Origin of the sequence: Streptomyces sp. NPDC048516 (genome assembly GCF_043199875.1) — a bacterium.
Taxonomy (GTDB): domain Bacteria; phylum Actinomycetota; class Actinomycetes; order Streptomycetales; family Streptomycetaceae; genus Streptomyces.
The window spans coordinates 42010-67428 of record NZ_JBICWS010000006.1 but is presented as its reverse complement, the minus strand read 5'-3'; the positions used below and the strand labels follow the sequence as shown (position 1 = coordinate 67428).

At 72.0% G+C, this 25419-nt stretch carries 21 protein-coding genes and 3 pseudogenes; 14 read left to right on the top strand and 10 right to left on the bottom strand.

Annotated elements, in window-relative coordinates; genetic code table 11:
* The first annotated feature begins 54 nt into the window (after positions 1-54).
* On the top strand, positions 55-1227 hold the full coding sequence (locus ACGFR7_RS14080; RefSeq protein ID WP_393318565.1) for a hypothetical protein: 1173 nt from the start codon (positions 55-57) through the stop codon (positions 1225-1227).
* Positions 1228-1463: 236 nt separating this feature from the next.
* Here ACGFR7_RS14080 and ACGFR7_RS14075 read toward each other — a convergent pair whose 3' ends face one another.
* On the bottom strand, positions 1464-2606 hold the full coding sequence (locus tag ACGFR7_RS14075) for an NADH-quinone oxidoreductase subunit D (protein ID WP_393317759.1): 1143 nt from the start codon (positions 2604-2606) through the stop codon (positions 1464-1466).
* Positions 2607-2650: 44 nt separating this feature from the next.
* Positions 2651-3682 (bottom strand): SAM-dependent methyltransferase, encoded by a 1032-nt coding sequence (locus ACGFR7_RS14070; RefSeq protein WP_393317756.1) that lies wholly within the window; start codon positions 3680-3682, stop codon positions 2651-2653.
* Positions 3683-3855: 173 nt separating this feature from the next.
* Between ACGFR7_RS14070 and ACGFR7_RS14065 the strand changes: the two genes are divergently transcribed.
* Both ACGFR7_RS14065 and ACGFR7_RS14060 read left to right on the top strand, forming a co-directional pair.
* Positions 3856-5061: a sensor histidine kinase gene (locus ACGFR7_RS14065; protein ID WP_393317753.1), complete on the top strand. Its 1206-nt coding sequence runs from the start codon at positions 3856-3858 to the stop codon at positions 5059-5061.
* Positions 5062-5212: 151 nt separating this feature from the next.
* On the top strand, positions 5213-5896 hold the full coding sequence (locus ACGFR7_RS14060; protein WP_393317750.1) for a response regulator: 684 nt from the start codon (positions 5213-5215) through the stop codon (positions 5894-5896).
* Between the two features lie 75 nt (positions 5897-5971).
* Here ACGFR7_RS14060 and ACGFR7_RS14055 read toward each other — a convergent pair whose 3' ends face one another.
* The gene (locus tag ACGFR7_RS14055; protein WP_393317747.1) at positions 5972-7081 is read right to left on the bottom strand and encodes a DUF5937 family protein; all 1110 of its coding nucleotides are present in this window, start codon (positions 7079-7081) and stop codon (positions 5972-5974) included.
* Positions 7082-7395: 314 nt separating this feature from the next.
* Positions 7396-7695 (bottom strand): annotated as a pseudogene (locus ACGFR7_RS14050) (threonine aldolase); the annotation flags it as partial.
* 513 nt (positions 7696-8208) lie between these two features.
* On the opposite strand from ACGFR7_RS14050, the gene ACGFR7_RS14045 reads away from it, so the two are divergent.
* From ACGFR7_RS14045 to ACGFR7_RS14000, 10 genes are all read left to right on the top strand, one after another.
* A complete protein-coding gene (locus ACGFR7_RS14045) occupies positions 8209-9324 on the top strand; it encodes a Rossmann-like and DUF2520 domain-containing protein (RefSeq protein WP_393317744.1) in 1116 nt (371 codons plus the stop codon).
* Positions 9321-10565 carry a pantoate--beta-alanine ligase gene (panC, locus tag ACGFR7_RS14040; RefSeq protein ID WP_393317741.1) on the top strand — a complete coding sequence of 415 codons (1245 nt, stop codon included), beginning with the start codon at positions 9321-9323 and terminating at the stop codon, positions 10563-10565. The genes ACGFR7_RS14045 and panC overlap by 4 nt, the downstream gene beginning before the upstream one ends.
* The gene (locus ACGFR7_RS14035; RefSeq protein WP_393317738.1) at positions 10562-12394 is read left to right on the top strand and encodes an L-aspartate oxidase; all 1833 of its coding nucleotides are present in this window, start codon (positions 10562-10564) and stop codon (positions 12392-12394) included. Before panC ends, ACGFR7_RS14035 begins: the two co-directional genes overlap by 4 nt.
* A gap of 93 nt (positions 12395-12487) precedes the next feature.
* A complete protein-coding gene (gene nadC / locus ACGFR7_RS14030; protein ID WP_393317735.1) occupies positions 12488-13579 on the top strand; it encodes a carboxylating nicotinate-nucleotide diphosphorylase in 1092 nt (363 codons plus the stop codon).
* A gap of 109 nt (positions 13580-13688) precedes the next feature.
* Positions 13689-14486, top strand: a complete 798-nt coding sequence (locus tag ACGFR7_RS14025) for a type III pantothenate kinase (protein ID WP_030081646.1) — start codon at positions 13689-13691, stop codon at positions 14484-14486.
* A gap of 172 nt (positions 14487-14658) precedes the next feature.
* Positions 14659-15276, top strand: a complete 618-nt coding sequence (locus ACGFR7_RS14020; protein WP_393318562.1) for a hypothetical protein — start codon at positions 14659-14661, stop codon at positions 15274-15276.
* Positions 15277-15321: 45 nt separating this feature from the next.
* Positions 15322-15501, top strand: coding sequence for a hypothetical protein (locus ACGFR7_RS14015; protein WP_392378420.1), 180 nt, complete (start codon positions 15322-15324; stop codon positions 15499-15501).
* A gap of 171 nt (positions 15502-15672) precedes the next feature.
* On the top strand, positions 15673-16161 hold the full coding sequence (locus ACGFR7_RS14010) for a BlaI/MecI/CopY family transcriptional regulator (protein ID WP_393318559.1): 489 nt from the start codon (positions 15673-15675) through the stop codon (positions 16159-16161).
* 9 nt (positions 16162-16170) lie between these two features.
* Positions 16171-16689 (top strand): amino-acid N-acetyltransferase, encoded by a 519-nt coding sequence (locus ACGFR7_RS14005; RefSeq protein WP_393317731.1) that lies wholly within the window; start codon positions 16171-16173, stop codon positions 16687-16689.
* Between the two features lie 156 nt (positions 16690-16845).
* Positions 16846-17184, top strand: coding sequence for an Lsr2 family protein (locus ACGFR7_RS14000; protein WP_244419484.1), 339 nt, complete (start codon positions 16846-16848; stop codon positions 17182-17184).
* Here the strand turns inward: ACGFR7_RS14000 and ACGFR7_RS13995 are convergent.
* On the bottom strand, positions 17115-17795 hold the full coding sequence (locus ACGFR7_RS13995) for an SCO3374 family protein (RefSeq protein ID WP_393317729.1): 681 nt from the start codon (positions 17793-17795) through the stop codon (positions 17115-17117). The two genes, ACGFR7_RS14000 and ACGFR7_RS13995, sit on opposite strands and share 70 nt — an antisense overlap.
* Positions 17796-18294: 499 nt before the next feature.
* Here ACGFR7_RS13995 and ACGFR7_RS13990 point away from each other — a divergent pair, with 499 nt between their 5' ends.
* Positions 18295-20820 carry an ATP-dependent Clp protease ATP-binding subunit gene (locus ACGFR7_RS13990; RefSeq protein ID WP_086720454.1) on the top strand — a complete coding sequence of 842 codons (2526 nt, stop codon included), beginning with the start codon at positions 18295-18297 and terminating at the stop codon, positions 20818-20820.
* A gap of 646 nt (positions 20821-21466) precedes the next feature.
* On the opposite strand, the pseudogene ACGFR7_RS13985 reads toward ACGFR7_RS13990, so the two are convergent.
* The 5 genes and pseudogenes from ACGFR7_RS13985 to ACGFR7_RS13965 form a co-directional block, all read right to left on the bottom strand.
* Positions 21467-21845, bottom strand: a pseudogene (locus tag ACGFR7_RS13985) (ATP-binding protein); the annotation flags it as partial.
* 11 nt (positions 21846-21856) lie between these two features.
* A pseudogene (locus ACGFR7_RS13980) lies at positions 21857-22550 on the bottom strand (IS982 family transposase).
* Positions 22551-22688: 138 nt separating this feature from the next.
* A complete protein-coding gene (locus ACGFR7_RS13975; protein WP_393317726.1) occupies positions 22689-23282 on the bottom strand; it encodes a TetR/AcrR family transcriptional regulator in 594 nt (197 codons plus the stop codon).
* A gap of 27 nt (positions 23283-23309) precedes the next feature.
* Positions 23310-24704: an MFS transporter gene (locus ACGFR7_RS13970; protein ID WP_393317723.1), complete on the bottom strand. Its 1395-nt coding sequence runs from the start codon at positions 24702-24704 to the stop codon at positions 23310-23312.
* 68 nt (positions 24705-24772) lie between these two features.
* Positions 24773-25078, bottom strand: a complete 306-nt coding sequence (locus ACGFR7_RS13965) for a hypothetical protein (protein ID WP_393318613.1) — start codon at positions 25076-25078, stop codon at positions 24773-24775.
* Between the last annotated feature and the right edge of the window lie 341 nt (positions 25079-25419).

The following is a 25419-nucleotide window of genomic DNA, read 5'->3' as shown; positions in this document are numbered from 1 at the left end:
TCAATAGCCTGCGCCGCGGGCGCGTGGTTTGTCGGCGACGACCTGGTGCAACGGGTGCTCGCCGCGGGCGCGGCGGCCGCCGCTCTCACCGGCGCCGTCCTTCTGCGGAGCTGGGACCGCGCGGCCGGCCGACGGGTTGCCGAACTGGACCGCGCCCGGGTGCGCGACGAGTGGCGCACCGAAGAGCGGATAGCCGAGCTCGAAACGGATGTGGAGGAATCCCGCGAGCTCCGCGCCGCCCTGGACGCCAAACTCCGTGCCAAGCGTGCCGAATTGGCCCGGCTGCGCAGCGAACACGCCGCCCTGCTGCGCCGTTACGCCACCGCCGAGACCGAGCGGGCCAGCGCCCTGGAGGGCCGCCGGCTGCTCGCCATCGAGGCCGCCGCCCCGGCCAAGGCGCTGCCGGCCGCCGCCGGTCTGCCCCGCGCCCTCGACTTCGTCCGTGCAGGGGAGACCTCAACGGCTTCGGTGCCGGTCCGGCGCGAGCCCGCCGCGAACGGGGACGGCCGGGCCCCGGCAGAGTCCCCGGCTCGGGCCACCGCGACCTTCGCCCAGGCCGACCGGGCGCTGCGTCAACTCGCCCGCAACGCCGCCCGGCAGCGCACCGCGCAGAAGGCCGCACGCCTGGCGCGGGACGGCGCCGGTGCCGGTTCCGGTGCCGAAGGGACCAGCCGGTCCGGGCAGCCCGCGGCCCGCGATGCCGGGGATGGCCAGGACGGTGAGAGCGGCCGGGGGAACCCGTCGGCGGCCGCCGCACAGCGCACGGGCGGCGCATCAGCCCGTACGGCCGCCGCCTCCGGACCCGCGCTCCGCCCGGTCCCGGCCACCGCCGCCGCCCTCGCCCCGTCCCGTCCCGCCGTATCCCGCGCGCAGGGCGGGTTCGACTTCTTCGGCAACGCGACCGCTTCCGGCCCCCGGGAGCTGACCGCGCCGCTGGAGGACGACCTGGCGGATGTCGTCGGCGACGAGGCCCTTGCCGAACAGTCGGCCCGTGCGCGGGCGCGCACGGCCCGCGCGGCCCGTACGGACGCGCGTCCGCAGCCGCCCACGGAGGGCGCCGCGGCCGACGGCGAGCACACCCGCGACAAGCGGCGGACGGGCGGCGAGCGCGCGGACGAGCAGGCCGACGGCGCAACGACCGCGGGCACCGGCGAGGTCATCGACCTGACCGCGCACGACGAGACCGAGCAGTTCGCCTTCGGCGCACTGCGCAGCGCCATCTCCTGATCCTGAGCTGACGGCCGCCTGGCCCCGGAGCGTTCACCGGCTCCGGGGCCGGGCGGCTTTCGGCAGGGACGCCTCCGGCCGGGCGGCTTTCGGCAGGGACGCCTCCGGCCTGGCGGCTTTCGGCAGGGACGCCTCCGGCCCGGAGTCCTTCGTCCGTCCACAGGGTGTGGGCGACCCGGCGGCGGGCGGCGACGGCGGCCCTCTCGGCACCCCTCTCGCCTGCTCCTTGCCGCCTGCTACTTGTCGATGTCCCCGACCACGAAGAAGAACGAGCCGAGGATGGCGACCATGTCGGCGACCAGCGTGCCCGGCAGCAGCTCCACCAGCGCCTGGATGTTGTTGAACGACGCCGAGCGCAGCTTGAGGCGGTAGGGGGTCTTGTCGCCCTTGGAGACGAGGTAGTAGCCGTTGATGCCGAGCGGGTTCTCGGTCCAGGCGTAGGTCGCGCCCTCGGGGGCCTTGAGCACCTTCGGCAGCCGCTGATTGACCGGCCCCGGCGGCAGCTCCGCGATCCGGTCCATGCAGGCATCGGCGAGATCGAGCGCGTTGTGGCTCTGCTCCAGCAAGCACTCGAAGCGGGCCAGGCAGTCGCCCTCCCCGCGGGTGACGACCTTGAGCGTGGACTGCAGCTCCCCGTACGCCAGATACGGCTCGTCGCGCCGCAGATCGAAGTCCACGCCGGAGGCGCGGGCGATCGGACCGGAGACGCCGTACCCGTGCACCGTCTCCGGCGCGAGCACACCGACCCCGCGGGTCCGGCCACGGAAGATCTCGTTGCCCAGGACCAGGTTGTCGAAGACGTCCATCCGGGAGCGCACCTCGGCGACGGCGTGCCGGGCCCGGCCGAGCCAGCCCGCCGGCAGGTCCTCCTTGAGGCCGCCGACGCGGTTGAACATGTAGTGCATCCGGCCGCCGGAGATCTCCTCCATCACCGACTGGAGCTCCTCCCGCTCACGGAAGGCGTGGAAGACGGGGGTGATGCCGCCGAGCTCCAGGGGGTACGAGCCCAGGAACATCAGATGGTTCAGCACCCGGTTCAGCTCGGCGAGCAGCGTTCGCATCCATACGGCGCGCTCCGGCACCTCCATGCCGAGCATCCGCTCGACGGCCATCACCACGCCCAGCTCGTTGGAGAACGCCGACAGCCAGTCGTGCCGGTTGGCGAGCATGATGATCTGGCGGTAGTCGCGCGCCTCGAAGAGCTTTTCGGCGCCGCGGTGCATGTAGCCGATCACCGGCTCGGCGTGCTGGATGCGCTCGCCGTCCAGGACGAGGCGCAGCCGCAGCACGCCGTGCGTCGAGGGATGCTGCGGGCCGATGTTCAGCACCATGTCGGTGCTCTCCGCCGCGCCGCCGATGCCGACCGTCGTCTCCGTCATGGGAACAGTCTTGCAGCACCCCGTCGCGGGGGCCGCCCTGGCCCTCAGGCGGCCTCCGCCGGCCCGAGCAGGCCCGCGCACGCCCCGCCCACCGGCTCCAGCAGCCATCCGAAGCCGCCGAGGCCCGCCGGATCGGTCAGCTCCGCCGCGGCCCCGGCCGCGCTCAGGGCCCGTACGTAGCCGGAGGGGTCGGTGGCGGCCATGGCGAGCGGCGGACGGCGGCCGTCCACCCCCAGGGCGCGCAGCGCCGCGCGCTGGGTCAGCCGCTGCGCCGACGGCCCGGCACAGGCGTCCAGCGCCACATGTGCCGTGATGTCGCAGCTCCCGTCCGGTACGGGCGCCACCTCGCGGCCGTCGCGGAAGCCGGTGAGCGTGCCGAAGGGCGGCCGGCCGCCCCGCTCGTGCGCATAGTCGACGGCGACGGCGAGCCCGGCGCGCAGCGTACGGACGGCTTGCGCCCAGGCCTCGTCGCGGGGCCGGCCGATCTCGGCACGCAGCCCGGGGGAGGCGGCGGCATCCGGGGCCGGCGGGGGTGCCCACCAGCGGCCCAGCCACTCCGCGTCCCTACCGTCCACCGGCTCGCCCAGCCGCTCCGTGCCGTCGGCGCGTACGAGCACCCTGCGCGGCACCCCGTCCGCGTCCGTCTCGACGACCTCCACCGGCACGTTGTCGAGCCATTCGTTCGCGAACAGCAGGCCGGTGACCGAGCCGGGGGCGGGCAGCTCGCTGCACCAGGCGATCCGCGGATCGAGGCCCGGGGGGCGCGCGGCGCGCTCGACCGCGCACGGGCGCAGCCGCGCGGCCACCTCGTCGGGCAGTGCGGCCAGCACGCCGGTCAGCAGCTCGCCGCGCCCCGCGCCCACATCGACCAGCGCCAGCTCGTCCGGACGGCCCAGCGCGGTGTCCACCCGGCACAGGAGGGTGGCGACCGCGCCGGCGTACAGGGGGGAGGCGTGCACGGAGGTACGGAAGTGGCCGGCCGGGCCGGGGCCCCCGGGGCGCGTGTAGAAGCCGTCACCGGGACCGTACAGCGCCCGCTCCGTGGCCTCGCGCCACCCGCACCACTCGTTCGTCACCCGCCCCACGGTACGGGCGGGCGCCGCCCCGCGCGGGAGGGGTGGTACGCGGGCCGTCCCCCCTTCCCGCACATTTGGCGCATGGAGTCTCCACCTTGGGGAGTAGGCCCGGCGCACAGGATCGCTCCTCCGGTTGACTCGTACACGTATGCGTGGTGCCTACGCTGGGTTACGTGCAGCGCCTCTATGACTTCCTCCGCAGGCACCCGACGGGAGTGGACACCTTCTGGGCCGTCCTCCTGTTCGGGTTCGGCAGCCTGTGGGTCGTGGCCGCCGGACACGGCGTACCGCAGATCCTTCCCTCGGTCTTCACGGTCGGTCTGTGCCTGGTCGTCGCGCTGCGCCGCAAGGCCCCCGTGCAAATGCTGCTGCTGACGGCGGCCATCGGCGTCGGCCAACTGCTCGGCGGCGTCCCGATCATGGCCGCCGACTTCGCGATGTTCGTGATCACCTACACCGTCGCGTCCGCGCCCGCCGTGCCCCGCTGGGCCTCCCGCTGCGCCCTCGTCGGCGCCGTGTTCGGGCCCGCGCTCTCCGCCGCGCGTTTCAGGGATGCCTTCGGCGGCCGGACGTTCGGGCAGAGCCTGTTCGCCACCGTGCTGCTCACCGTGCCCTTCGTCCTGGCCTGGGTGCTCGGCGACTCCCTGCGCACCCGCCGCGCCTACTGGGCGCAGCTGGAGGAGAAGGCGGCGCGGCTGGAGAAGGAGCGCGAGACGCAGTCCCGGATCGCGGTCGCGGCCGAGCGCGCCCGGATCGCCCGGGAACTCCACGACGTCGTCGCCCACAACGTCTCGGTGATGGTCGTCCAGGCCGACGGCGCCGCCTACGTCCTCGACGCCGCGCCGGAGCAGACCCGGCAGGCCCTGGAGACGATCTCCGGCACCGGACGCCAGGCGCTGGCCGAGATGCGCCGTCTGCTGGGCGTCCTGCGCACCGGCGAACAGTCCGAGGGCGGCGAGTACGTCCCCCAGCCGGGCGTGGACCAGCTCAGCGACCTCATGGAGCAGGTCCGGGGCGCAGGGTTGCCGGTCGACTTCCAGGTCGAGGGCGAGCCGCGGGAGCTGCCCAGCAGCGTCGAACTCACCGCTTACCGCATCGTTCAGGAAGCGCTCACCAACACCCGCAAACACGGCGGCCCCGCGGTCGGCGCGACCGTCCGCCTCTCCTACCAGGACGACGATCTCGACCTGCTGATCGAGGACGACGGACGGGGCGCGCAGCGCGAGCTCTACGAAGAAGGCGGAGCGGACGGCCTCGGCCACGGCCTGATCGGGATGCGCGAGCGGGTCGGCATGGTCGGCGGCACCCTGGCCGCCGGACCGCGGCCGGGGGGCGGCTTCCGGGTCAGCGCCGTCCTGCCGCTCAAACCGGTGCGGTGAGCGGGGTGACCGGAGCCGCTGCGGTGCGCGCGGTGACCGGGCCGGTGCCGCGGCAGGGCCGCCGGCCCGGCGAGCTCACCCGGGAATCCGGCCCGCCGCACTTCACCCCGTACGCTCGGCCCCCACTCCTGTACGAAAGGACCCCCTGCCCATGACCATCCGTGTGATGCTCGTCGACGACCAGGTGCTGTTGCGCACCGGGTTCCGGATGGTGCTGGCCGCACAGCCCGACATGGAGGTCGTCGCGGAGGCGGGGAACGGCGTGGAAGCCCTGGAGGTGCTGCGCGCCACCCAGGTCGACGTGATCCTCATGGACGTACGGATGCCGCAGCTGGACGGGGTGGAGGCCACCCGCCGGATCTGCGGAGGCGGGCAGCAGCAGGGGGCTCCGAAGGTCCTCATCCTGACCACGTTCGACCTCGACGAATACGCCTTCTCCGCGCTGAAGGCCGGGGCCAGCGGCTTCATGCTCAAGGACGTCCCGCCCGGCGACCTGCTCGCCGCGATCCGGGCGGTGCAGAGCGGCGACGCGGTCGTCGCCCCGTCCACCACCCGCCGGCTCCTCGACCGCTTCACCCCCATGCTGCCCTCCACTTCCGCGGAGCCGGTCCGGCCCGAGCTGGAGCGGCTGACGGAGCGCGAGCGGGAGGTGCTGCTGCTGGTCGCCCAGGGACTGTCCAACGGTGAGATCGCGGCACGGCTGGTGCTCTCCGAGGCCACCGTCAAAACTCATGTGGGCCGCATCCTCGCCAAGTTGGGCCTGCGGGACCGGGTCCAGGCGGTGGTACTCGCGTATGAGACGGGGCTGGTGCGGGCGGGGGGAACGGGGGCGTAGGCAGGGGCGTAGGCAGGGGCGTAGCGGGTGAGTGGGGGACTCGGACCGCTCTGGCCTCATCCGGCCGGACCGCCGTCAACGCAGCACGCCCTCAAGGAAGTCGCTGCCCAGCCGGGCCACCACCTGGAGGTCCAGCTGGTGCAGCACATAGCGCCCGCGACGCCGCGTCTGGATCAGCCCGGCCTTCTTGAGTGTGGCGATATGCCGCGAGACCTCCGGCGCGGTGATCCCGAAAGCGTGCGCCAGCTCTCCCGTCGTATGCGGCCCCCGTGACAGCGTCCGGCACAGCTGCATCCGCATCGGGTGGCCCAGCGCCTCCAGCCGCTGCTGGACGAGTTCCAGCGCGGCCGGCGCCGGCAGCTCCCGGTCGGCGATCGGGTACTGGAGCACGGGGCGCCAGCCCGGGGCGTGGCCGAACACCAGATGCGGCCAGCCGAACGACGTCGGCAGGAAGGTGACGCCCGGGTCCGCGGGACGGGCGAAGGCCGTCGTCCGCCCCCGGGCCAGCTTGTCGACCAGGATGCGGGTACCGCCGCTGCCGTCCTGCGCACTCTCCATGGACAACGCCTGCGACGTCGCGGACAGCGTCTCGGCCAGGCCCTTGTGGCGCAGCAGCTCGGTCTTGTGCCGGGCATCCGCCGCCAACTGGATGCCCACCCGCCGCCAGATGTCCCCGAAGAACGCCTCCTCGCAGTCCTCGAACAGGCGGCGCAGCCACACCCGCAGGCCGTCGGGGTCGGTGAGCATCCGGTCGGTGAAGGCCGCCTGCCGCGGGCCGCGCGCGGCCGCCATCTCCCGTACCCGCGCCCGCTCGTCCGCATCGACGAGGGGCGAGGGCGTGGGGCGGGTGTAGCGCGCCGAGCAGGTGATCTCGAAAGCGGCGGCCACGAACCGCTCGTCGTCGATCGTGTCCAGCTCGTCCAGCTCCGCGGCCAGTGTGGCCCCGGGACGGGCCGGCAGCAGGATGTCGGCACGGGAGGACCGCCACAGGAAGTCCGCCTCGCACAGCCGGTCGGCCAGGTCGGTCTTCAGCGCGGCGTTGGTGGCGGTGACCCAGCCGTGCAGCCCGGGGTGGTGACCCGGCTCGGAGAGCGCGTGCAAAGCGGCGCCCAGCTCCGCCAGCGGCGAAGGGGAGAAGACGACGCGCTCCGGCGGCAGCCCGGTGATGTCGATGACGTTGGCCATGCGCCCATCATGCGCGAGGCCACCACCTGCACGGACGTCGATTGACGGCTCCCGTCAATCGACGGGCCACCGGCCACGGAACCGCACCACATTGAGGGACATGAACGCCGCTCAGCAGCACCTCCTCGACACCTACCGGGCCGCCCGGCGAGGTGAAACAGCCCCACCCGCCCCGGGCACCCACACCGTCCGCACCGTGCGCGAGATCCAGCAGTGGCGCCGCTTCCAAGCCGTCGTCACGGGCCCCGGCAGCCGTCTTCGGGGACGTGTCCGGCGGGGCGGGTGGTCGGGCCTCACGGCCTCGCTGCGCCGCCTCACCCCCCGACCCGGCCCACGAACGCCACGAACTCCCTGACCGCCGCACGCACCTCGCCTGCCGTCCAGCCCAGGGCGGAGGCGGCAACGGTCACCTCGGTCACCGCCACCCCGGGCGGCCCTACCGGGGCGGGCTCGAACCACCTCTGGAACAGCGCTGTCCCGGTCTCCTCCGCCTGGCGTACGGCGGCCTCGTCGAGCAGCGCGGGCGGGTGCGGCAACCACACCTGGAACTGATGGGTGTGCGGCACCTCCGGATGCACCCTGAACCACGGGACACCGGCCCCGTCCAGGCCTTCGCGCGAGCTCGGCCGACTCGGTCGCGGGTCCCCTCCTCCTCCGGAGGGCCGCCCGTGGCGCCCGCGTTCGTGGCGCCCGCGTTCGTGGCGCCCGCGTCCGTGGCGCCCGCGTCCGTGGCGCCCGCGTCCGTGGCGCTCGCATCCGTGGCGCCCGCGTCCGTGGCGCTCGCATCCGCGAAGCCTGCGTCCGCGACGCCGGTGTCCGCGACGCCGGTGCCCGTGACGTCCACGCCCGCTTCCCTCGTGTGTCTCATGTGCTTCATGCGCCCCCCTGGCTGCTCTTTCTCGCACGGCCCGCGGCCACGCCGCTGCCACGTTCCCTGCCACACCGCCGCGCGGCACTGCACCGAGCATCACTCGGACCCGCGCGAAGCCGCGACCCCTGTGCATAACCTCGTGAGAGACCCCCGTCTCACCTTGCGTACAGCTCTGAAGGCCGCCGGAAACACTCGCGTAGCATGGCGAGGAATCGTCCGGTACCCCCCGCGGACTGGAACGGAAGGCCATCGCCGCGTGAATGCAATGCCACCCACCGAGGCCCAGGACCGACCCGCCCGGCTGACCGTCGGAGTCGTCGGCGCGGGCCGCGTCGGGCCCGCCCTCGCCGCTTCGCTGCAGCTCGCAGGGCATCGTCCCGTTGCCGTATCAGGCGTCTCCGACGCCTCCGTGCGGCGCGCCGCCGAGCTGCTGCCCGATGTCCCGCTGGTCACCCCGGCCGAGGTGCTGGCCCGCGCCGACCTCGTGCTGCTGACCGTCCCCGACGACGCCCTGGCCGACCTGGTGAGCGGCCTCGCCGAGACCGGCGCCGTACGGCCCGGCCAGCTGCTGGTGCACACCTCGGGCCGGTACGGAACCGCGGTGCTGGACCCGGCCACCCGGGCGGGCGCCCTGCCCCTGGCCCTGCATCCGGCCATGACGTTCACCGGCACGTCCGTGGACGTCCAGCGGCTGGCCGGCTGCTCCTTCGGGGTGACCTCGCCCGACGAGCTGCGGATGGCCGCGGAAGCGCTGGTCATCGAAATGGGCGGGGAACCCGAGTGGATCGCGGAATCGGCTCGTCCGCTCTATCACGCGGCGCTCGCCATCGGCGCGAACCACCTCGTCACGCTCGTGGCCCAGTCGATGGAGCTGCTGCACGACGCGGGTGTGCAGGCCCCGGACCGGATGCTGGGGCCCCTGCTCGGTGCCGCCCTGGACAATGCGCTGCGCTCCGGTGACGCGGCGCTGACCGGCCCGGTCGCCCGGGGGGACGCCGGTACGGTCGCTGCCCATATCGCGGAGCTGCGCCGGCATGCGCCGCAGAGCGTTGCCGGGTACGTCGCCATGGCCCGTACGACCGCGGACCGGGCCCTGGACCACGGCCTGCTGAAGCCGGAACTGGCCGCCGACCTCCTCGATGTGCTCGCCGACTCCGGCGACGGCACCGGGCGGGCATCGGGCAGCTCCGCGCCGGGCAGCTCCGCGCCGGGCACTTCTGCGCCAGGTGCCTCCGCTTCCGGCGCACCCGGCCCGGACCCTGCCGGCCCCGACGCCCCCGACCACGGCCCCGGCACCCCCGACCAAGGGCCTGACGCCCCCGACCAAGGGCCTGACTCCCCCGACCACGGCCCTGAGGGGGGCGACCGATGACCTCCGCGCCGCAGATTCCGGACCCGGACCAGCCCATGGACGCAAGCCAGGCCCGCTCCGCCGACGCCGGCCACCCCGCCCCGCCCGTGGACGCGAGCCACCCCGTCCACCTCGTCCACACCGCCGCCGCTCTGCGCGACGTGCCCCGCCGCGCCGGCGCGCGCGCCGTCGTCATGACCATGGGCGCACTGCACGAGGGCCACGCCACCTTGATCCGCGCCGCCCGGCGCCGGGTCGGTCCGCGGGGCCAGGTCGTCGTCACGGTCTTCGTCAACCCGCTGCAGTTCGGCGCCGGGGAGGATCTGGACCGCTATCCGCGCACTCTCGACGCGGATGTCGAGCTGGCCGCCGCGGCGGGCGCGGACGCGGTCTTCGCCCCGTCCGTCGACGAGGTCTACCCCGGCGGAGAACCGCAGATCCGGATCGCCGCGGGCCCCATGGGCACCCTCCTGGAGGGCGCCAGCCGCCCCGGCCATTTCGACGGCGTGCTGACCGTGGTCGCCAAGCTGCTCCACCTGACCGCGCCGGACCTCGCCTTCTACGGCCAGAAGGACGCCCAGCAGCTCGCGGTCATCACACGGATGGCCGCCGACCTCAACTTCCCCGTCGAGATCGTCGGTGTCCCCACGGTGCGCGAGGAGGACGGCCTCGCCCTCTCCAGCCGCAACCGTTACCTCTCGGCTCCGGAGCGGCGCACCGCGCTGGCGCTGTCGGCGGCGCTGTTCGCGGCCCGCGACCGGCTCGCCGCCGAGGAGGCGCTGCGCGCCCGCGCCGCCTCCGTGGGCCACGCGGCCCAGCACCGTTCCGCCGCCCTGGCCGCCCTCGGCGAGGACCGGGCGGCCGCCGACGCGCACGCCGTCGCCTACGCCGCCGCGGGGCCGCTGCACGGCCCCTCCGTGGCGCGCGCCGCGGCCCGCGCGGTGCTGGAGGACGCCGCCCGGCTCGACCCACCGCTCACGCTGGACTACCTGGCCCTGGTCGACCCCTCCGATTTCACCGAGATCCCGGATGCGTACGCGGGCGAGGCGATCCTCGCGGTCGCCGCCAAGGTCGGCAGCACGCGGCTCATCGACAACATCCGTCTCGTCTTCCGAGCCGGACGGCCGGAGGCAGCGGCCGCCCACCACGGCGGCGCCACGACGCGGGACGCCACCACCACGGACGCGGCCCCTTCCGCCGCACCCGCCGCACCCGCCGCACCCCCCACCACCCCCCAAGGCCCCCTCGGAGCGACCCGATGACCGCCACCGGAACAGGCACCGGAACAGGCACCGGTACTGACACAGGTACCGGTACTGACAGCGGAGCAGGCCCCGGCCGCGGCCCCGGCCCCGTATCAGGCACCGGCATACGCCTGAGGGCTCCCGCCCCGGGCTGGTCCATCGAAGCGGATGTCGTGGTCGTGGGCTCGGGAGTGGCGGGGCTGACCGCCGCGCTCCGCTGTGCCGCGGCCGGCCGCCGCACCGTCGTCGTCACCAAGGCCCGCCTGGACGACGGCTCCACGCGCTGGGCGCAGGGCGGTATCGCGGCGGCGCTGGGCGACGGCGACACCCCGGAGCAGCATCTGGCCGACACCCTCGTGGCAGGCGCCGGACTGTGCGACGAGGCGGCCGTACGGATGCTGGTCACCGAGGGCCCGGACGCCGTCCACCGGCTGATCCGCACCGGCGCCCGCTTCGACACCGCACCGGACAGCGAGGAGATAGCGCTCACCCGCGAAGGCGGCCACCACCGGCGCCGTATCGCGCACGCCGGCGGTGACGCCACCGGGGCCGAGATCTCCCGCGCGCTCGTCGAGGCGGTCCGCGCCGCCGGGCTGCGGACCATCGAGAACGCACTCGTCCTCGACCTGCTCACGGACGCCGACGGCCGCACGTCCGGCGTCACCCTGCACGTCATGGGGGAGGGCCAGCACGACGGCGTCGGCGCCGTACGTGCCCCGGCGGTGGTGCTCGCCACCGGAGGCATGGGGCAGGTCTTCTCCGCGACCACCAACCCTGCGGTCTCCACCGGCGACGGGGTGGCCCTGGCGCTCCGCGCCGGCGCGGAGGTCTCCGATCTGGAATTCGTCCAATTCCACCCCACCCCCCTGTATTTGGGCCCGGACGCGGAAGGCCAGCAGCCGCTGATCTCCGAGGCCGTACGGGGCGAGGGCGCACACCTCGTCGACGCCGACGGCACCCGCTTCATGGTGGGCCAGCACGAACTCGCCGAGCTGGCGCCGCGCGACATCGTCGCCAAGGCGATCACGCGCCGGGCGCACGAACAGGGCGTCGAGCACATGTATTTGGACGGCCGGCACTTCGGCGCGCAGATGTGGGAGACCCGTTTCCCGACCATCCTCGCCGCCTGCCGCAGCCACGGCATCGACCCGGTCACCGAGCCGATACCGGTCGCCCCGGCCGCGCACTACGCCTCCGGCGGCGTACGCACCGACCTGCGCGGGCGCACCACGGTCCCGGGCCTCTACGCCTGCGGCGAGGTCGCCTGCACCGGCGTGCACGGCGCCAACCGGCTCGCCTCCAACTCCCTCCTGGAGGGCCTGGTCTTCGCGGAGCGGATCGCCGCGGACATCACCGACAGCCCCGCGCCGTCGTCCGTCACGGATCCCACCCCGGCGCCCACCCCGGCGCCTGCCGCGGATCCCGCCCCGGCATCCGCGCCGCGCACCACCCTCCCCCTCCTCGCCCCCGAGACCCGTACCGCCGTGCAGCGGATCATGACCGCCGGAGCCGGCGTGCTGCGCAGCGCCGGGAGCCTCGCCCGCGCCGCCGCCGAACTGGACCGCCTCCACCGCGAGGCGACGGAGGCGAGCGCCGACACCACCCACAAGTCCCCCGAGCCCGGCGTGGAGGCCTGGGAGGCCACCAACCTCCTGTGCGTCGCCCGGGTGCTGGTCGCCGCGGCACAGCGCCGTTCGGAGACCCGCGGCTGCCATTGGCGCGAGGACCACCCGGACCGGGACGATGCCTCCTGGCGCCGGCACTTCCGCATCACCCTGGATGCGGACCGCGCGCTGACCCTCCATACGACGGCGACCCCCGCATTCCCGCCGACCACGGCCTCCTGACCACCGCTCCACGATCCACCGCTCCACCGATCTACCGCTTCACCGCTTCACCGCTTCACCGCTTCACCGATCCACCGCTTCACCGACTCGCTGATGACTTTCCACGAAGACGGAGCCCAGCCCGTGAGCAGCACCCGCGACGACCTCCCCCTCCTCCAGATCGGCGGGCCCACCGGCGGCGCCCCCGCCGGTGGCTGCGGCGACGCCTGCGGCTGCGGCGACGACGGCGCCTACGAGCTCGACCCGCTGACCTGCGGCCTCGACCCCGACCTGGCCGCCCTCCTGGTAGCCGCCGGGCTCGACCCCGTACAGGTCGAAGACCTCGCGCACCTCGCCGTCGAGGAAGACCTCGACCAGGGCGTGGACGTCACGACCGTGGCCACCGTCCCCGAGGACGCGGTCGCCACCGGCGACTTCACGGCCCGCGAGGCCGGTACGGTCGCCGGACTGCGGATCGCCGAAGCGGTGCTGTCCATCGTGTGCACCGACGAGTTCGCGGTCGAGCGGCACGTCGAGGACGGCGACCGGGTCGCGGCCGGCACCCCGCTGCTGAGCGTCACCACCCGCACCCGCGATCTGCTCACCGCCGAGCGCAGTGCGCTGAACATCCTGTGCCGCCTGTCGGGCATCGCGACCACGACCCGGGCCTGGGCCGATGTGCTCGAAGGGACCAGGACGAAGGTCCGTGACACCCGTAAGACGACGCCGGGGCTGCGTGCCCTGGAGAAGTTCGCGGTGCGCTGCGGTGGCGGCGTCAACCACCGGATGTCGCTCTCGGACGCGGCGCTGATCAAGGACAACCACGTGGTCGCGGCGGGCGGCGTCGCCGCGGCGTTCACGGCCGTACGGGCCGAGTTCCCCGGCGTGCCGATCGAGGTGGAGGTCGACCGGATCGACCAGATCCCGCCGATCCTCGCCGAGGGCGCCGATCTGATCCTGCTGGACAACTTCACCCCGGAGCAGACCCGGGAGGCCGTGGAGCTGGTGGCCGGGCGCGCCATGCTGGAATCGTCGGGCCGGCTGACGCTGGACAACGCCCGCACCTACGCCGAGACCGGCGTCGACTACCTCGCGGTGGGTGCGCTCACGCACTCCTCCCCGATCCTCGACATCGGCCTCGACCTGCGCGAGGACGACGGGCAGGGTGCCGAGGACGCGGACGACGACGCACCTGAGGGCAGCTGACGGCCATGCTCCTGACCATCGACGCAGGAAACACCCGCCCACCCGTCGCCCCACCCGCCACCCCGGGCGAGCCCTTCGTGCACGACGTGAACCGGAGGCGGTGCGGAGCATGCTCCTGACCATCGACGTAGGAAACACCCACACCGTCCTTGGCCTCTTCGACGGCGAGGAGATCGTCGAGCACTGGCGGATCTCCACCGACGCCCGGCGCACCGCCGACGAGCTCGCCGTCCTCCTCCAGGGCCTGATGGGCATGCACCCGCTGCTCGGCGACGACCTGGGCGACGGCATCGAGGGCATCTCGATCTGCTCCACGGTCCCCTCCGTGCTCCACGAGCTGCGCGAGGTGACCCGCCGCTACTACGGCGACGTACCCGCCGTCCTGGTGGAGCCGGGCGTCAAGACAGGCGTGCCGATCCTGATGGACAACCCGAAGGAGGTCGGCGCCGACCGGATCATCAACGCCCTGGCGGCCGTCGAGCTCTACGGCGGCCCGGCGGTGGTCGTCGACTTCGGCACGGCCACCACCTTCGACGCGGTCAGCGCGCGCGGCGAGTACGTCGGCGGCGTGATCGCTCCGGGCATCGAGATCTCCGTGGACGCGCTGGGCGTCAAGGGCGCCCAGCTCCGCAAGATCGAACTGGCCCGGCCGCGCAGCGTCATCGGCAAGAACACCGTGGAGGCCATGCAGTCCGGCATCCTCTACGGCTTCACGGGCCAGGTCGACGGTGTGGTGCAGCGGATGGCGCGCGAGCTGGCCGAGGACCCGGACGAGGTGACCGTGATCGCCACCGGCGGGCTGGCACCGATGGTGCTCGGTGAGTCGTCGGTGATCGACGCGCACGAGCCGTGGCTCACCCTCATCGGCCTCCGGCTGGTCTACGAGCGGAACATCGCCCGGTCGTAGCCGCGCCGGCCCCCGTCGTGGCCGCGCCTCGCCCGGCCCGCGGAGCCCTCTCCGGTGCCGGGTGTGCGGTGGTGCGGCTCGCTGCCGCGCCACCGTTCACGAATTAAGCGGCTTTTGTCGAAATCGGTCGTAAAGTCGCCACATGCCAATGCCAAACGGAACCCGCGGCGGCATGGCGTTCAGCGCCGATGAGTTGCGTGTGCTCCGTCGCGCCCTCGCCCATGCCCTGCAGACGACGTCCCACCCCGCTCCGCTCGGCGCCCTCGGCCCCGAGTGGCCACAGGACATCCAGGAATATCTCCGGCTGGCCGAGGCGGTCGACGAGGCGGTCCGCGAAGGCGGCCGGCTGCGTGCCTTCCTGCTCGCCGACCTCGCCCGGTACCGCGACGCCCTGCCCGGCTCGGCCGCCGGCTACCTCGCGCAGCTGACCGAGGCGCTGGCGGCCGGCCATGTCCCGGGGCCCGACGACCTCGCCGCCCTGCGCTCGCTGGCCGCACGTCCCGTCGGCCGGGCCGAGCGCGAACGCCGCGGAGTCCTCCTGCGGCACTGCGAGCGGCTGGCCGAACAGTCCGTGCGGACCCGGCTCCGCGCGCTGCCGGGCGGCCGGTCGGCAACCCGCTGCGGGCGGCAGCCGGAGCCCGAGCGGGAGCCCGAGCCGGAGCGCAAACCGGAGCCCGCGCCGCCGCCGCGGCCGAAGACTCCGCAGCGGGACCGGCCGATCCCCACACCGGGTGAGGTGTTCCCGCCCCGCCGCAGGCCCGCCCGGCCCCCCGAGAGCCGCACCGCCTGAGTGCTGCGTACTCTGGACTCCCCGCCCCAAAGGAGGCCGAACGCCATGGATTACGTCGCAGCGCTGCTCCCGCCCGTAGTGATGGCCGTGGCCTTCACCGCCCTGATCGTGACGATCGTCAAGAGCCAGGGCGGGGCGAACAAGGCCAAGGAGGACGCCGCCGTGGACGCCGTGCTGTCCCGCACCGAGTCCGCCGGCCAGGAGCCCACGGCGCACGGCGCCTGAGCCGCCCGCCGCCCTTTCGGCGGCCCGCACGCACCGCACGGCCCGGGAGGGATTCTCCCGGGCCGTGCCCCCATTTCCGTCCCAAACGCAACAAGATCAACGGGCATTCGCGACATCTCCCACTATTGTTCTTGTGTGCCGAGACGCTTGGGTGATCTGGAAGACGCGGTCATGACGCGGGTCTGGGAGTGGAACCGCCCGGTCACCGTTCGAGAAGTCCTGGAAGATCTGCAGAAGGAACGGTCGATCGCCTACACCACGGTCATGACCGTATTGGACAACCTCCACCAGAAGGGCTGGGTGCGCCGCGAAGCCGAAGGCCGCGCCTATCGATATGAGGCGGTCTCCACTCGCGCCGCCTACGCGGCCGCACTGATGAACGAAGCGTGGTCCGCCAGTGACAACCCCGCGGCCGCTCTTGTGGCCTTCTTCGGCATGATGTCCCCCGAACAGCGCCATGCCCTGCGCGACGCCGTACGGATGGTGCAAGTCGACGCACCGGCGGAAGACGCGGAACAACCGGCACCACAGCCGGAAGAGACCGCGCCCGCGGAAGAAGGCGGAGCGCAAGGAGCGCAAGCGGCACCGGAAGGCGCCGGCGAAGCGGGACCGGCCGAAGGGGATGAACCCGGGGCGAGTGCCACCGGCAAGGGGAGATAGCGTCCCCGCATGCCTCCGCATTCAAAAGGCCTCACCATCCGCCGTGCCAGGACCGCCGATGTGCCGGCCGTACGCCGCCTCATCGACAGCTACTCACGTGACGGGATCCTGCTCGACAAAGCCACCGTCACGCTTTACGAGGACATCCAGGAGTTCTGGGTTGCGGAGCGCGACGAAGACGCCGAGGTCGTCGGCTGCGGGGCGCTCCACGTCATGTGGGAAGACCTCGCGGAGGTCCGCACCCTGGCCGTGGATCCGCGGCTGAAGGGATCGGGCGTCGGCCACCAAGTGCTGGACAAGCTGCTGCGCACGGCGAGCTGGCTCGGAGTGCGGCGTATTTTCTGTCTCACCTTCGAAGTCGACTTCTTCACCAAGCACGGCTTCGTGGAGATCGGCGAAGCTCCGGTAGACGGTGATGTCTACAGTGAGCTGCTGCGTTCCTATGACGAGGGCGTTGCGGAGTTCCTGGGTCTCGAACGAGTGAAGCCCAACACCCTGGGTAACAGCCGGATGCTTCTGCACCTGTGATGAGTGTTCTATGTCCGAATCGCTCCCCTATCTCATGGCTACGGAAGCATGCGTTCCCCGGTCTGCGGGCAAGTGAACCCTACCCAAGGGTTTGTGTTTTTCCCGGAAAAGCGGTTTGCTTTCCGTCGTAATCCGCATTCGATGAAAGGGAAACCGGTGGCACAGAAGGTTCAGGTTCTTCTTGTCGATGACCTCAACGGTGGCGAGGCGGACGAGACGGTGACGTTCGCTCTCGACGGCAAGTCCTACGAGATCGACCTCTCCGACAGCAACGCCCAGAAGCTGCGTGACTCGCTTGCCGACTTCGTGAAGGCGGGCCGCCGTACCGGTGGCCGCGCTTCTTCGGGCCGTGGCAAGGCGCGTGCGGCGGCTTCCGGCGGCAGCCAGGACACTGCGAAGATCCGCGCCTGGGCCAAGGAGAACGGCTACAACGTCAATGACCGTGGCCGCGTCCCCGCCGACATTCGCGAGGCATTCGAGAAGGCCAACGGCTGATCGCCGTACTCGCGGTCCGATTGGGCATTACGAGCACGCCACAACCGGGCACGGTGGCACTCGGTCGCTGCCGCGCTCACGAGCCGTACGAGGTCGGGGGCGCCCTCAACGTCCCCGATTCCTGCTCCCAACCCCGTGGTGGGCAGGGAATTCTCCGCCTCGCACCCGGGCCGGGGAGGCCGCACCCAACTCGCGGCCTCCCAAGAGCCAAATCCGTATGACGGTGCCGTGCCGCCCGGGAAGGCCGGCGCGGGCATCCGGTCGCCCGTCCCGCGGGTCGTGAGATCCGCTGCGAGTGTGCCCCACTCCAGCCATTCCAGGATTCCCGGAAGTTCTTCCGCGCCCCCGGCTGCGATGAGCATGAGCAATTTCGGCCGATCAACCGGATGTTTCTCGCCGCATCGGGCCCGAAGGAGCGCCACGGGGCCGGTGCGCGGCAGCCGCCGCAATACGGCACTTCCCGCATCGGCCGGCATCTCCAGGACATCGAAGCGCAGCCCCGTCAGCAGTTCCACCGGCTCCGTGCCGGTGGTCGGCCAGCCCAGTTCCTCCTCGTACCGGCGGCGAACCGAGGCGAGGGGGGTGCGGGGGCGCGGAAGCACGCGAGCCATGCCCGGTGCAACTCCCGGAAACCCGGGAAGTTACGCTGGGTGGAGACATGGATACGCACCGTGCCTGGGTGAGGGGGCGCGAGGGGGTATCCGGTGGCGTGCGGATGTTCGCCCGTAGCGGATGGAAAGGCCCCGCGCCGCATGGAGTGTCCGTGCCTGCGGGTAAGACAGTCTCAGTGGGAAGAGACGGTGTGACCGGCGCCCGAGGCGCCTCTCCCCGGCTGACGGCCGGCGGCGGGCGGCGTGTCGGTACAGGGCGCGTTCGCCACGGGCGTAGTGGCAGAGGGCGTATATGCCTGGCCTGCGGGAACATCGTCTCGCACCATCGAGTTGGAGCAGATGTCAGCTGTTCGGCAGTAAATTTCCCCGCCGGAGCGGGGGTGATCCGGACGGGTGTCGGCAGTTGGAATGAGCTGTCCCGCCCCGCGGGACTAGCATGCGGAAGGACAGGGAGGGGACCGACCCCTAACTGCCTGACCGCTCTGAGGAGCGATTAACGATGTTCGAGAGGTTCACCGACCGTGCGCGGCGGGTTGTCGTCCTGGCTCAGGAAGAAGCCCGGATGCTCAACCACAACTACATCGGCACCGAGCACATCCTCCTGGGCCTGATCCATGAGGGTGAGGGTGTCGCCGCTAAGGCCCTGGAGAGCCTCGGGATTTCGCTCGAGGCGGTCCGCCAGCAGGTGGAGGAGATCATCGGGCAGGGCCAGCAGGCTCCGTCCGGGCACATCCCCTTCACCCCCCGTGCCAAGAAGGTCCTGGAGCTCTCGCTCCGCGAGGCCCTCCAGCTCGGCCACAACTACATCGGTACGGAGCACATCCTGCTCGGCCTGATCCGCGAGGGCGAGGGCGTCGCCGCCCAGGTCCTGGTGAAGCTGGGCGCCGATCTGAACCGGGTGCGGCAGCAGGTCATCCAGCTGCTCTCCGGCTACCAGGGCAAGGAAGCCGCCACCGCCGGCGGCCCCGCCGAGGGCACGCCCTCGACCTCCCTCGTCCTGGACCAGTTCGGCCGCAACCTGACGCAGGCCGCTCGCGAGACCAAGCTCGACCCGGTCATCGGGCGCGAGAAGGAAATCGAGCGGGTCATGCAGGTGCTGTCCCGCCGTACCAAGAACAACCCGGTCCTCATCGGCGAGCCCGGCGTCGGCAAGACGGCGGTCGTCGAGGGCCTGGCGCAGGCCATCGTCAAGGGCGAGGTGCCCGAGACCCTCAAGGACAAGCACCTCTACACCCTCGACCTCGGTGCCCTGGTCGCCGGCTCCCGCTACCGCGGTGACTTCGAAGAGCGCCTGAAGAAGGTGCTCAAGGAGATCCGCACCCGCGGCGACATCATCCTGTTCATCGACGAGCTCCACACCCTGGTGGGTGCGGGCGCCGCCGAGGGCGCGATCGACGCCGCGAGCATCCTCAAGCCCATGCTGGCGCGAGGCGAGCTGCAGACCATCGGTGCCACCACGCTCGACGAGTACCGCAAGCACCTGGAGAAGGACGCGGCCCTGGAGCGCCGCTTCCAGCCGATCCAGGTCGCGGAGCCGTCGCTGCCCCACACCATCGAGATCCTCAAGGGTCTGCGGGACCGCTACGAAGCGCACCACCGGGTGTCCATCACGGACTCCGCGCTGGTCGCGGCGGCCACCCTCGCCGACCGCTACATCTCCGACCGCTTCCTGCCGGACAAGGCGATCGACCTGATCGACGAGGCCGGCTCCCGGATGCGGATCCGCCGGATGACCGCGCCGCCGGACCTGCGCGAATTCGACGAGAAGATCGCCGATGTGCGCCGGGAGAAGGAGTCCGCGATCGACTCGCAGGACTTCGAGATGGCCGCGGGCCTGCGCGACAAGGAGAAGCAGCTCCTGGCCGCGAAGGCGAAGCGGGAGAAGGAGTGGAAGGCGGGCGACATGGACGTCGTCGCCGAGGTGGACGAGGAGCTGATCGCCGAGGTCCTGGCGACGGCCACCGGCATCCCGGTCTTCAAGCTCACCGAGGAGGAGTCCTCCCGGCTGCTGCGGATGGAAGACGAGCTGCACAAGCGCGTCATCGGCCAGAAGGACGCCATCAAGGCGCTCTCCCAGGCCATCCGCCGTACCCGTGCCGGCCTGAAGGACCCCAAGCGTCCCGGTGGCTCGTTCATCTTCGCCGGTCCGTCCGGTGTGGGTAAGACGGAGCTGTCCAAGACGCTGGCGGAGTTCCTGTTCGGCGACGAGGACGCGCTGATCTCCCTCGACATGTCGGAGTTCAGCGAGAAGCACACGGTCTCGCGGCTGTTCGGTTCGCCTCCCGGCTACGTCGGCTACGAAGAGGGCGGCCAGCTCACCGAGAAGGTGCGCCGCAAGCCGTTCTCCGTGGTGCTCTTCGACGAGGTCGAGAAGGCCCACCCGGACATTTTCAACTCGCTGCTGCAGATCCTGGAGGACGGTCGCCTGACCGACTCCCAGGGCCGGGTCGTGGACTTCAAGAACACGGTCATCATCATGACGACCAACCTCGGCACCCGGGACATCTCCAAGGGCTTCAACCTCGGCTTCGCGGCCCAGGGCGACACCAAGTCCAGCTACGAGCGGATGAAGAACAAGGTCAACGAAGAGCTCAAGCAGCACTTCCGCCCCGAGTTCCTCAACCGTGTGGACGACACCGTCGTCTTCCACCAGCTCACCGAGGAAGACATCATCCAGATCGTCGACCTCATGATCGCCAAGGTGGACGAGCGGCTCAAGGACCGCGACATGGGCATCGAGCTCAGCGGCGAGGCCAAGTCGCTGCTGGCCAAGCGCGGGTATGACCCGGTGCTCGGCGCCCGTCCGCTGCGCCGCACGATCCAGCGCGAGATCGAGGACGCCCTCTCGGAGAAGATCCTCTTCAGCGAGCTGCGCCCGGGCCACATCGTGGTCGTCGATGTCGAGGGCGAGGGTGACACCGCCAAGTTCACCTTCCGCGGCGAGGAGAAGTCGGCACTGCCCGACGCCCCGCCGATCGAGTCCGCGACCGGTGGTTCGGGTCCGAACCTGAGCAAGGACGCCTGAGCGGCACCGCGGATATCCCGCATACGGCACTGCCCCGGAACCGTTTCTTACGGTTCCGGGGCAGTGCCGTATGCGTCGCCGTATGTGGCGGAGAAATTCAGCTCCGTAATTGCTAGGCCATTTTCGGCCGTTTCTGGACAACGTCACCGACGCCCACCCCTTACCTCTGCGCGATGCGCATTCCCTCGGGAACACCCCGCACCGGCGGAATACGACGGCCGCTGCCCAGTGTGCCCAGTTTCGGAAAAGCGGACCGCCGCTCCCTCGATACGCCGACGTCATAAGCCGCCGGATCACAGTCCGGAAAGTACACAGCCCGGCCGGTTGGAGGTGGGCGATGATCTCGCGGGTGTAGCGGGTGTAGCGGGTGTAGCGGGTGTAGCGGGTGTAGCGGGTGTAGCGGGTGTAGCGGGCGGCGTCATGGTGCCGCCACGCCCCGGCGAGCCGCGCCCGCACCTCGTGATGCGCCCGGTCGCGCGGGCCCGTCAGACAGCCGATCGCCACAGGCCGCCGCGAGCAGCTTGGGCGCCTCCCGTAACAGCGGTTGCCGGCGGGGGCGTGACGGCGTATGGACCTCATCGTTCTCCGGCCCCTCCGGCCCCTCCGGCCCCTCCGGCCCCTCCGGCCCCTCCGGCCCCTCCGGACCCTCCGGCCCCTCCGGCCCCTCCAGCCCCGGCAGCAGCTCCAGAACAAGGTGTCCCGCCCCGACCAGGAGCGTGGCCTCCTCGCGGTACCGGGGCGGCAGGATCGCCCTTGCCCGCTCATTCCTCCTCCCGCACCCGCGGATCGAGCTCCGTGGCGTGTTCCAGGCATGCCATGGCGAGGAGGTGGACGCGCAGGCGGGCGGCGTCGTCCTCGACGCCGCCCCCGCGAGCGATCAACCCCCGCAGGATCTCCGCCCGCTCGCGCGGTCGCGCATGGGCCACCGCCATCCGGATCATGTCCTCCCACTGGGAGTCCTCCGCATGCGCCACCAGGAGCCCGAAATCTCCGTCCTCCACGGCGGCCTTGGCACCTAGATGATCGATTCCAGGGGTCAGTGGTCATAGGCGGTCAGTGAGCACAGGACGGGCTGTCCTGTGTGGTCGTTGTGCCAGATCGCGGCGGTCAGCGCGAGGATGCGCTGCATGACGCGGGCGACGACACCGCCGGGCGTGCGCCCTCGGTGCTGTTCGAGATCGAGTTGACCCTTGAAGGTTTCGTTGACCGACTCGATGATCTGCCGCAATGGCTTGAACGCAATGGCTTGAACGCAATGGCTTGAACAGTGGTACTCCGGGCCGTTCCGGCCCGCCCTTGCGGGCCGGCCGGAGCAGCCGGATGTCCTGCTCGGCTCATTCGTGTTCGAAGCCCCGGCCGAAGTAGTTCTTGTCGCCGATCAGCGTCTGGGCGGGACGTGCGGCAACGAGGCCGGGTTCGGCGGCCAGGAGGTCCAGCAGAGTCTCGCGCCGGCGGAGCAGTTCGGCGTATTTGCGCAGCCGCTTGTTGTAGCCGGGCTGCTTGGGCACGTACGGGAGGAGATGCCGCAGGTGGGAACGGGCGTGGCGGAGCCATCCTGCCTCCGAGGTGAAGCCGAGCATGGCCTGCAGCACTGCCAGTGTGACCAGCTCGGCGTCGGTGAGCTGCGGGGCGCTCCCCACGGCCGGCCGCCAGGGCGCGAGATGCGGAGACGCCTTCAGCGGGTCATCTGTCTTTGCGGACAGACGTCGGCCGAGCGGGCTGCGGCGCACCGGCCGCGGATCGGGCCCGACCGGAGCCGGCGGCCCGGTGCGCTGGCTCGGGCCGCTGTACCGACGCCGCGTCAGTAGACCTGCGACACCTCGTGGTTCACGCTCGCGGTCCCGGCCCTCCCGCGCGCCGAGCGCCGCTCACGCCTCGGCGGATGCGCCCGTCGCCGCCGTGATCAGGGCGGTCGCCGCCGCGCGGGAGGCCGCGGCCACCGTGGAGTCGTGGTCCATCAGGGCGGAGATGCCGGCGCCGTCGTAGAGGAGTTGGAGCTGGTGGCCCAGGGCGTCGGGGTCGGCGGCGCCAGCCTCGGCGGCGAGGCGGGTGAAGAGTAGGCGCATCCAGCCGCGGAAGGCGTCCGCCGCCTCCTGGACCAGCCCGCCGGGACTGGCCTCGGCGCCGGCGCGGATGAAGGCGCAGCCGCGGAAGTCGGGCCGGTCGAACTGCCGCCCCTGGGACTCGAAGACCGCCAGCATCTGCTCGCGGGGCGTGTCGCGCTCCGCGACGGCCCGGGTGATCCGGTCGGCGGTGACCGCGTGCCGGGTGTCGAGGTACGCCCGGACGAGCTGCTCCTTGCCGCCGAAGGTGTTGTACAGCGACGCCTTGGCCACGCCCGCGTGCTCGATGACCCGGTCGATCCCGACGCTCTGCACGCCCTCGGCGTAGAACAGCTCGTTCGCGGCGGCGAGCAGGCGCTCACGCGCCGACGGCTTCGCGGTGCTCTGGACACTCGCCATGACGGTCACTCCTTCAGACAGATCTGTCTACATTATGCCCCGGCCGCGCCCCTCCGGCCGAGTCCCAACCGAGTCCCGGCCGGAGGCCACCCCGCAGGCATTGCCGCCGACCCGCTCGCCCGGCAGGACCGCCGCCCCGTCCCGGCCGCCGCGCAGCAGTCCGAGCAGCGCGAACGCCGCGAGGACGATCACGGCGACGCCGTACTCCTGCGCGGTGGCGGTCAGTCCGCCCGCGTGGACGACGAGGAACCCGGCGATCACGGCGGGCACCCCCATGCCCAGGTAGGAGACGACGAAGAGCAGCGACAACACCCCGGAACTCTCGTGCGGCCGGGCCAGCGGCATCACCGTGCGGATGCCGCCCTGGAACCCGCTGCCGAAGCCGACGCCCGCGATGGCGATGCCGACGAAGAAGCCGGTGGGGGAGGAGTCGCGGATCGAGACGAGGGTGAGGGCCACCCCGGCGATCAGCGCGAGGATGCCGGTGAGCATCACCGTCCGGGTCGCCGCCTTCCGCAGGACCAGCACCGAGACGGCGGCCACCCCGGCGAGCACGAACAGGCTCAGTCCGCCGAGGACTTCGGACCTGGAACCGGTCAACTGCCGTGCGAGGGACGGACCGAGCGCCCCATACAGCCCGGCCAGCGCCCAGACGGCGAACAGCACCGGCGCGGCCGCCAGCATCGGGCGGCGGACGGCGCGCGGCAGCTTGATCTCCGGCGCCAGGCTGGCCAGCGCCCCCGGCTTGCGGATCACCGTCTCCGCCATCAGTGCGACGGCGACGGCCTGGAGGACGAAGACCGCCAGCAGCCCGAGGTAGACCAGATGCGTGGGGGCGGGCAGGAACTGGACGACGAGGCCGGAGGCCAGCGCACCGGTCGCCGTGCCGATGCCCGGGACGACCGCGTTGGTGATCGTGCCGCGCGGCCGGTCGATGTCCATCATCCCCGCCCCGATCGCGCCGAGCGCGGCGCCGGTCGACAGTCCCTGGACGATCCGGGCGACCATCAGCCCCGACACGCCGTCGGCGGTGGCGAACACGACCATCGAGGTGGCTTGCGCCGCCAGCGCGGCCAGCAGCACCGGCCGCCTGCCGACGTGGTCGGAGAGCTTGCCCATGGTGAGCAGCCCGAGTAGCACGGCCACCGCGTAGACGCCGAAGACCACGGTGGTGGTGATCGAGTCGAAGCCCCATTCGGCCTGGTAGACCACGTAGAGCGGGGTCGGCGCGCTGGAGGACGCCAGGAACGAGATGGTGATCGAGGCGAGTACGTACAGCGCCACGTTCGGCGGCAGCCGCCGGCCCCGCGCGGATACGGCAGCGGAGTCGGAAGCGGATCCGGAAGCGGATCCAGCGTCGGCGGGTGCCGCATCCGAGGTGCGCGCCGGTTTGGACGCCGGGACGACCGAGAGATTCGTCATGACTATTCCCGTCCGAAGTATGAATAGACCTGTCTGTCTAGACGTGAACGTTAGACAGACAGGTCTACTCAGGTCAAGCGAGGAGGCGGCGTCGCTCGGGGCGCGCTCACGGGCTCGCGGCGGGCTTCGGGCCTGCGAGGCCGGGCCTGCCGCTCCGAAGCCGAACCGCGGAGCACGACGCTGCGCAGAAGGAGATGGCGGAAAATGGCCGTCGCGCCGCCCTGCTCCGCTGCGGCGGGTACGGCGGGCGGCCCGGATATCCGTACCGGCCCGTTCACCAGGCCGGCGCCCGGCCCCTCCTTGACGAAGAGCTTCTTGACGAGCGGGGCGACCACGCCGGAGGCGGGTCGGATGCCCACCGCTGACGGGTCCATCGTGGGTCCGTCCTCCCCGGTGGCCGGTGCTGCCGCCGGGCCGGGCTAGAGCGGCCGGAGGGGCGGCGGGCGGGGATCTGCCAGGTTCGCACGAAGGGGGAGTGGGGTGGCGGCGGTCACGGAAACCGGATCCCCATTTCCCTCCAATTCGGGCATTTAACGGGTGTGGGTAACTCAGGTCACCAATGCCGCGTAACTCAGGTCACAAAGGCCGGGTAACCCAGGTCACAAAGGACGGGTAATCCGGGTCACATATTCCGGGTGACCGGTGCCGCAAAGGGTCGGGCGGGGTGGTTCACAAAGGTTCCAGGGGGTGAATTGGGGGTTCGGCAGGGGCGTGA